The organism is Limosilactobacillus antri DSM 16041, assembly GCF_000160835.1.
GTDB lineage: Bacteria > Bacillota > Bacilli > Lactobacillales > Lactobacillaceae > Limosilactobacillus > Limosilactobacillus antri.
In genome coordinates, this window is the sequence record NZ_GG700732.1 from 241,882 (window position 1) to 249,861 (window position 7,980).

6 protein-coding genes are annotated in these 7,980 nt (G+C 50.8%); 3 read left to right on the top strand and 3 right to left on the bottom strand.

Features of this window, described 5'->3' with window-relative positions; genetic code table 11:
* Positions 1-811 (bottom strand): ISL3 family transposase (locus HMPREF0494_RS01180; RefSeq protein ID WP_007123077.1); only part of this gene is annotated, 811 nt, incomplete at its 3' end.
* 179 nt (positions 812-990) lie between these two features.
* Positions 991-1,530 carry a hypoxanthine phosphoribosyltransferase gene (gene hpt, locus HMPREF0494_RS01185; protein WP_040458636.1) on the bottom strand — a complete coding sequence of 180 codons (540 nt, stop codon included), beginning with the start codon at positions 1,528-1,530 and terminating at the stop codon, positions 991-993.
* 413 nt (positions 1,531-1,943) lie between these two features.
* Between hpt and HMPREF0494_RS01190 the strand changes: the two genes are divergently transcribed.
* The gene (locus HMPREF0494_RS01190; protein WP_007123079.1) at positions 1,944-2,837 is read left to right on the top strand and encodes a chloride channel protein; all 894 of its coding nucleotides are present in this window, start codon (positions 1,944-1,946) and stop codon (positions 2,835-2,837) included.
* A gap of 63 nt (positions 2,838-2,900) precedes the next feature.
* On the opposite strand, the gene HMPREF0494_RS10715 is transcribed toward HMPREF0494_RS01190, so the two are convergent.
* Entirely contained in the window at positions 2,901-5,324 is a 2,424-nt protein-coding gene (locus HMPREF0494_RS10715; RefSeq protein WP_007123080.1) for a mucin-binding protein, read from the bottom strand.
* Between the two features lie 370 nt (positions 5,325-5,694).
* Here HMPREF0494_RS10715 and HMPREF0494_RS01200 point away from each other — a divergent pair, with 370 nt between their 5' ends.
* Both HMPREF0494_RS01200 and brnQ read left to right on the top strand, forming a co-directional pair.
* Complete coding sequence (locus HMPREF0494_RS01200; protein WP_007123081.1) at positions 5,695-6,144, top strand: GNAT family N-acetyltransferase; 450 nt, start codon at positions 5,695-5,697, stop codon at positions 6,142-6,144.
* Between the two features lie 440 nt (positions 6,145-6,584).
* Positions 6,585-7,952 (top strand): branched-chain amino acid transport system II carrier protein, encoded by a 1,368-nt coding sequence (brnQ, locus tag HMPREF0494_RS01205; protein ID WP_040458637.1) that lies wholly within the window; start codon positions 6,585-6,587, stop codon positions 7,950-7,952.
* Positions 7,953-7,980 lie beyond the last annotated feature (28 nt).

The window sequence follows — 7,980 nt, forward strand, 5'->3', positions numbered from 1 at the left end:
TCCCTTTTCCAGCATTATTCATTGCTTGAAGCCGAATTTGGTTAAGTGCACGGTAGGCTTGGGCAACGACATGAAAGTGATCCGCAAGAATGATGGCATTCGGGAATAGTTCTTGAATTAGGCGCCGATAAGGGGTATATAAGTCCACTGTAACGGTCTGGACAGCTAAGCGGGCCGAACGGTCATAGCGGAGAAAGTAGCTCCGTAAGTAACGGTTACGGCGAGAAAGAATAATGTCCAAAGTTCGGTGGTTCTCAATATCCATCAAAATCATACTCATTCCACTGGGTGCCATCTTTCCGGACTTGAAATCATCGAAGGCCAAGTGCCGGGGCAGCCAACGGTAGTTGGGTTTGAAGGAGCTATCAAGGTTAGTAATAACCCGACGGACTGTCCAATCAGAAACTCCAAGCGTTTTAGCTAAGTCTTTCTGCGATTGATTAGTCGTGAGAAGCATCATTGCCCGCTGCTTAATGGTCCAGGCAATGTGGTTGCGATAATCGATGTCTTTGACTGTGGCAATTTTAGTAACCATGGTCGGACAGTCAGCGGAAGGTTTACAGAGGTATTTTTGTTTCCGAATGGACCAAATCGTCGGCTGGTAGTGCAATGATGGTCCAAGAGCGTTGACCGTCTTAAAGCCATTTTTAAGCATGAGCTGGCCACAATGTGGGCAGCTGAGGGGATAAGATTGAACTAAGTGAATGACAATCCGGTCGCCTTGATCTTCAATAGGCTCCGCAAAGTGTTTTTCATCTAATTCTAAGTGGCAATCTTTAACTCCTAAGGCAACTCTGGTAGAATAATCCATGAAAGATGGTCCTTTCTTAAAACGAAGACGGGGTCCAACCATCTTTCGTTTTTTATTTTAAATTTAAACCAAAATAAGCACTGATGTTAAATCCATTAGTACTTAAAATTGTAGAACCGAAATATTTAGACTAAGAAAAAAGCTTGCGACTAAGATTTTAATTGCAAGCTTTTAAAATACTATTTTTCGTATACTGAACGTTTCAAAATCCCAACGTAGGGGAGGTTGCGGTAGAGGCCGTCATAGTCTAGCCCGTAGCCAACGATGAATTCGTTTGGCACCTCAAAGCCAACGTAATCAGCGTTGACTGCAACTTCCCGGCGGGCGGGCTTGTCCAACAGGGAGCAGGTTTCGATGCTCTTGGCGCCCCGGCTGGCAAATAGCTTAGCCAAAAATTGCAGGGTGTGACCAGTATCCACGATGTCCTCGATGATTAAGACTGGCCGGCCGTCCACGTCGTGGGAGAGGTCGCGGAGTAGGCGGACCCGGCCCGATGATTGCGAATTATCCTCATAGCTTGATACGTCCACGTAATCGATGTTGAGCTTGAAGGCGAGCCGCTTCATCAACTCGGCGGCAAACATCATCGCCCCGGTCATTACCGGAACGACCACCGGGAATTCACCCTGGTACTTTTCAGTGATGGTTGCTGCTAGCTCGTCGATCCGCTGGCTAACTTCCTCCTGACTATATAAGACCTGTTCAATATCGTTATTCATGCTCTTTCTCCTCACTTTATTAGCAAAAGCCGAATATTTTCGGCCGCTCATGCTTCTTAATAGTTGCATTCTACCATAAAAAGGCGCAAATTAAAGCGGAAATCCGAGAAATGAGGAGCATTTTTCTGCCAAAGTGGCGCCGCGTTCTTTGATTATTAGTTTGGCCCCAGCCGCAACAAATGGCCCGCTCTTTTGGTATAATCTAGTGGTGATGATATTTGCGGGGTGATTTCGCAAGCAAACTAGAAGCAAAACGGGAGCGCAATAACGAACGACAAAGCGGTGGGAAGATCGGCTTAACCTTGGTCTGTATGCTATTTTATGGAGTTTCGTGATTGGGATTGCTATGGCAAGCTACCTTAACCTGGTTAACTGGCTGATTGAGCTGGTCTGGCATTCCTACCTGCGGGGGAATGGATAAAGGGCTGGGCCACTGGTACCCCTTCCTGGTGTGCGGCCTGGGCGGAGCCGTGATTGGCTGGTTCAATCGGCGCTGGGGCGACTATCCCTGGACCATTGAGCAGGTGCCGAGCAAGGTTCGTATTCACGGCTGGCTCGACTATCACCAGTGGTGGAAGTCGATGGTGCTCGGTTTCGGAGACAGTATCGGTCCGGAAGCGTCCACGGCAGTTTTGACCGGCAGTATGGTCAACTGGCTTGGTGACCGCTTACGGTGGGGAACCGCCTTCAAACTGTTCCCAGAAAAGGGGGCCTTTGGTATTCACCACCAGGTAATCCAGTGGGCACCAGCCAACCTGTGGACCTGGCTTCCAGCACTGCTAGTCGGGATTGCCTTTGGCTGCTTCTTCGTCTACCTGGAAAATAGTCTTGCTAGGCTGATTAATATCCGCTTGGGGCCAATCGCCCAGGGAATCATCTTTGGTCTCACCTTAGCGCTGGGTTCGCTGGTTAGCCCGGACATCATGTTTTCCGGCGAATTCCGGATCGTGCCCTTCAGCGACGAAGCGCTCAAACTATCGGTTCCCTTTTTGGTCCTGCTGGCGGTGCTCAAGGCGCTGCTGACGAACCTGGGCTTTGTGATGGGCTGGCGTGGGGGAACCATCTTCCCGGCCATCTTTTCCAGCCTGGCACTCGGGGTGGCCTGTGCAATGCTCTTGCCCGGCAACCTGCGGGTCAACGCCATCGTTGTGGTAACGGCTAGCTTAACCACGATCTTGGGGAAACCCGTCCTGGTGATTGTTCTGCTCTTCTTCCTGGTGGCGGTTGAACTGGCGCCAGTCGTAATCGTCATTGCGCTGCTGGTCAGCGGCCTGGCAACCGTTACAAGCAAATTAACGAAAAAATAAATCGGCGCGGATTTAGTCGCTCAATTATGAGTGCTGATCCGCGCTGATTATTTTTGCAGCAAATTACCTGCTGTGCTCAAATTTCTTGCGTCCGACTAATCCGAACAGGGTAAGGAGGGCCAGGCTACCGAGTGCAACTAGTCCTTCGTTCGACCGGCTACCAGTTTGGGGGAGGGCGGCCTGCTGGCTAGCTACCTTGGCGACCGCTTGCCCAGGAACGGCTCCCGTTCCCGGCTGATTGCTGCCTGGCTTGCCAGGTTGGCCAGGTAGGGGCAACTGACCAGTACCAGCCGTGCCGGGCTGGTCAGGCTGAACTGGTACCACCGCCTGGTAGGTCACGACAACGGTCTGGTTGCTTGTCGCAGCATCCACCGCTTGAGCTGCGACCGTGTCAACGTCTGCAGTATAACCAGGGTACTGCGGGACGGTGAAGGCCGGCCAAGTACTGCTGCTTGGTTGCCAGTCGTCCCAGTCGGTTACGCCGGTTGCCAGGTTCTTGACGCCAGACCGGGTGAAGGTAACCGTCTGTTCAGTGACGTGGACCGTCCCGTCGGGTGCCTCAACTTTAATTGTCCGTACGACCTGCTTCGTTTCGGTGACCTTTTCAGTTTTGGCGGTGTAGTAAATTTCGACGGTCTGGTCTGCATTGTCTGGAGTTACCACCTGAGCCGCAACCGTAGCAGTGTTCGCCGTATAATTCGGGTATTGTGGAGCGGTGAAGGCTGGCCAAGAGTTGTCGCTTGATTGCCAGTCGCCCCAGTCGGTCACGCCGGTTGCCAGATTTTTGACACCAGACCGGGTGAAGGTAACCGTCTGTTCAGTGGCGTGGACCGTTCCGTCGGGTGCCTGAACCTTGATGGTCCGCACAACCTGTTTTGTGTCGGTGAACTTTTCGGTCTTAGCAGTGTAGTAAATCTCAACGGTCTGGTTTGAGGTGTCTGGAGTTACCGTCTGGGCTGCAACCGTTGACTGACTGCTCGTGTAGTTTGCAATCGCCGGGACTGGGTATTCCGCCCAGGAGTGGTTGTCCACCGTTAAAGCACTCCACGCGCTGGCCTGACTTTGGTCGCTGCCGGTCAGCACCTTCAATTCTGCTGGGCTGAGCTGTTTGCCGGTGATTTGGTCGAAGTTGGCAAAGTCCTGAAAACCGACCTGCTGGCTGACCTGCTCGTCACCGGTCGGCTTGTGGAGAATGATTGTCCGCGTCTTTGTCGTCTGTGAACCCGGAACCGGAGCGTAGACCTGGTTGACAATGGCAAGGTTAAAGGTAAAGCCCGTCTGGTTGTTGGCAACCGCGTCGCTCAAACTGATCCCGTCCAATTGGTTGAACTTGCCGTCCGGGCCGAAGAAGCCGTAAAGGAGGTAGTTGCCGGCAATTCCCATTCGGTACTGGTCGAGGAACTGGTTGGCATAGTAGAGGATCTGAGGCGTAGTAAGCGTCTGCGAATAATTCAAAGTTTCCTGACCGTTGAAGACCGCCGGCCCTTTACCAGCAACGCTGTAAGTATTCCCGTTCAGGTCCTTGTAAACGAAATTCAGCGGGGCGGTGAAGACAATCTTCGTGGCAAACGATGACAGACCAGTGATATCGTTTAGCGCGCCGTGGTAAGTAACGCTATAACCAGAACTGTCAACCGTGATGGTTGCTTCGGTAATGTAGTAGTGACCATTTTGCTCAACGACGTTATCGATCGTCGGGTACAGCATTGTGGGGTGGTAACCAGTCGGGATTCCGTAGTCCTGGTTGGTAATTTCAATCGGCGGGATGGTCACGGTTTGACCGTTAGTCAGGACGAAAACCTGGGAGAGCGTCTTCTCACCCGTTGCGCTTTGAATGCTGAAAATCCGGAATAAGAAGTTAACTTGCCAGTGCTGGTTGGCCTTCGTAACCTCGTCAGTAGCATCAAAGTGAACCGGCGGAACCGTCACGCCAGGCGGGAAGGTCCCTTCTGGCGGAAGCCAATCGACGGCGTCCCAGTGACCATTAACGGCCATTTGAATAATCCGCTTCTGAACCGGGAACTCTGTGCTACCGCCGTCCAGATCGTAGTGCGTAAAGTAGTTAATGGTAATGATCCGTTCGTAGTTATTGCTCCAGTCGTCAGGATGATCGGAAGAAGACGGGCCAGTAGTGGTAGTTACAGGCGAAGCGGGGGCGGTTGCCTGATTAGTGTTGTTGGCAGCCTGCTGCGTAGCTTCGGTTGGAGTAGCTTGAGCGGCCGCCTGATTGGAAGCGGACTGGGCCCCTGTCTTTGGGGCAGCACTAGCCAGTTCATGTTGGTTAGTGCTTGCTAGTGAAGGTGCTTGGCGATCGGCTAACACCGCGGGATTGGAAGCAGCTGCCGGGTCTTCGCCGTTAGCGTTCAGTGAACTATCTGCCGCCTGAACATCAACGGCCCCGAGCGTCAATGATAGGAAGAGGGTTGAACAGCCGATAACCCACTCTTTCTTTTGTTTATATAATTTAAAGCGCTTTCTCTCTGCCATCGTTACCGCTCCTTTTGGTTGCTAAATCACGATTCCTCCTATAATCATTTTCATTATAGCAAGTTGTGCCAGGATAATAAAGTTACTTGAATTTTAATAGCTAAAGCTGGCCTAACCAGGCTGCCCAGTGTTGGGCCTATAACTGAAATGTCGCGCTACCGCTTGAATTTTACAAAATTTTGGGGAGCACCAGCTGCCCGCTGTGGCAAAGCTGAACCGCGGCTAGCACTAGATAAATTGACCCCGCAGCGGTGGGCAAAGGCCAGACCGGGCGGGGCACAACTTTAGTGGTGGCGATATCAGGAGTAGTTTTCAATTATCCCGAATTACGGTATCCTTTATAAAGAAATTTAGAGATCGGAGGATCCTAATGGAAATTAAAGAATTAATGGCCATTACGGCTCCGGAAATGGCCCAATTAGTTGGGGCCTGGGAAAGTGCGGTCACGGCTACCCACCGCTTCCTGAGCACGGGAGAGATTGCGGCGATTAAGGAATACGTTCCGCAGGCATTTCAGGGAGTTCAGCACCTAGTCGTTGCAATTAGCAATCAGCAAATCAAGGCACTGATGGGGGTCAACGGTACCAAGCTGGAACTGCTCTTCGTTGACGCAAACGAGCGTGGTAAGGGAATTGGCAGGCAGCTGTTAGAATATGGAATCGCCAAGTACGGCATTGACGAATTAGCCGTCAACGAACAAAATCCTGCAGCACGGGGTTTTTACGAGCATATGGGCTTTAAGGTAGTTGCCCGGTCCCCACTTGATGACCAGGGGAAGCCATACCGGATCTTGCGGATGAAGCGCAAGACAAGTGAATAACTGACTACGGCAAGGTAATTGTCTTGGAAGAATGAGGATTATCGTTCAAAAATTAAAAATAAATGATAAAAAAGTGTTGACATTTTTAATTTATCACGTAAAATGATTATCAAATAAACGGTACGAATAACCACTGAGAATAGGAAATTAGCTTTACCGATACTAGTCAGCGAACCCAAGTTAGTGCGAGTGGGGATAGGGAAGGAAAAGTGAAAGTAGCCTAGGAGTGGCTAAGGTGAGAGCAATAGTAGTCTTAGCCGGGTGCGCCCGTTATAGCGTCTACGTATCTAGTCTTTTACTATGTACGAGGTAAGGGGGCAATAGCGATATTGCCCTGAAGAAAAGGTGGTAACACGCGTGTAGCGTCCTTGTAAGCATTCGCTTATGAGGACGTTTTTTTGTACCAAAATAATTAGACTTTACTGAGAGGAATGGTTAATATGCAGACAAGCAAAGCGAGTATTAAGCAGTCAATCATTATCGCATCACTGATTTTTGGAATGTTGTTTGGGGCGGGGAACCTGATTTTCCCGGTTCACCTGGGCCAGCTGGCCGGCAGCCACTGGTTAATGGCGAGTAGCGGCTTCCTTGCTTCTGGAGTCTTGCTGCCGTTGATGGCGCTGCTGGCAATTAGTATTACGAAATCAAACGGGATTTATGACCTCGCACTGCCGAACGGCCGGACCTATGCACTAATCTTTTTAATTTTGATTCACGCAACCTTGGGACCGCTGTTTGCAACGCCCCGGACGGCCACCGTTCCTTATGAAATTGGGATCGCTCCGCACTTATCCGCGGCAGCGAATTCCTGGGGACTGTTGATCTATTCGGCACTCTTCTTCGGCCTGGTATACCTGTTTTCAAACCATGAAGGAAAGATTACCACTTTAATTGGCAAGGTTTTGAACCCGCTGTTCTTGTTACTGCTGTTTATTATCTTCTTACTGGCGTTCATCCACCCGTTAGGTTCTGGCAAGACTGCTAGTGTAACTGCGGCTTATACCAGCCACGCTTTCTCCAACGGCTTTTTGCAAGGGTATAACACCATGGATGGCCTGGCCGCGCTGGCCTTTGGGATTACCATTATTACTGCGATTAAAGAACTGGGGATTAAAAAATCGCGGCAAATTTCGCTGGCAACGGCGAAGAGCGGTTTCTTTGGAATCGCCGGGGTGGCAATTATCTACTTGGCCCTGATTTGGCTAGGGGCGACTAGCCTGCACCAGTTTAAGCCCGCGCTAAATGGAGGGATTACGCTCGCACAGATTTCCCATTACTACTTGGGAACTGCTGGGGACGCAATTCTGGCAACTTTAGCAACGGTTACCTGCATGAGTACCGCCATGGGGCTGGTAATTGCCTTTTCTCAAGACTTCCACCGGCGCTTCCCGAAGATTTCCTACCGGACATTTTTACGGATCAATTGTGGCCTGTCATTCTTGTTCGCTAACCTGGGTCTTAACCAGATCATTGCCTGGTCTACACCGATCCTGATGTTCCTCTACCCGTTGGCAATCACCTTAATTATTTTGGGCTTGCTTTCACCGCTGTTTAAGCAGGACCGGCTCGTTTACCGGATCACGACCGGCCTAACCCTGATTCCAGCCTTCTTTGATATGCTAAATGCGTTACCGGCCGGCTTGCACGAAAGTCAATTGCTGCAGGCGCTTCTCGGCTTTGCCCAGCACTACTTCCCATTCTTCGGCCTCGGTTTTGGCTGGCTGACCTTTGGGATTGCGGGCTTAATCCTTGGCCTGATCTGTCACGCCTTAAAGGGCAGAAAGCAGCCGGAGCTAATTAACGATTAGCAGGCGTAATTTAATCAATTAAAAAGAT

What these genes read in the sequence shown, in the direction of transcription:
- hpt (WP_040458636.1), bottom strand. Translation starts at nt 1,530, where the DNA reads ATGAATAACGATATTGAACAGGTCTTATATAGTCAGGAGGAAGTTAGC.
- HMPREF0494_RS01190 (WP_007123079.1), top strand. Translation starts at nt 1,944, where the DNA reads ATGGATAAAGGGCTGGGCCACTGGTACCCCTTCCTGGTGTGCGGCCTG.
- HMPREF0494_RS10715 (WP_007123080.1), bottom strand. Translation starts at nt 5,324, where the DNA reads ATGGCAGAGAGAAAGCGCTTTAAATTATATAAACAAAAGAAAGAGTGG.
- HMPREF0494_RS01200 (WP_007123081.1), top strand. Translation starts at nt 5,695, where the DNA reads ATGGAAATTAAAGAATTAATGGCCATTACGGCTCCGGAAATGGCCCAA.
- brnQ (WP_040458637.1), top strand. Translation starts at nt 6,585, where the DNA reads ATGCAGACAAGCAAAGCGAGTATTAAGCAGTCAATCATTATCGCATCA.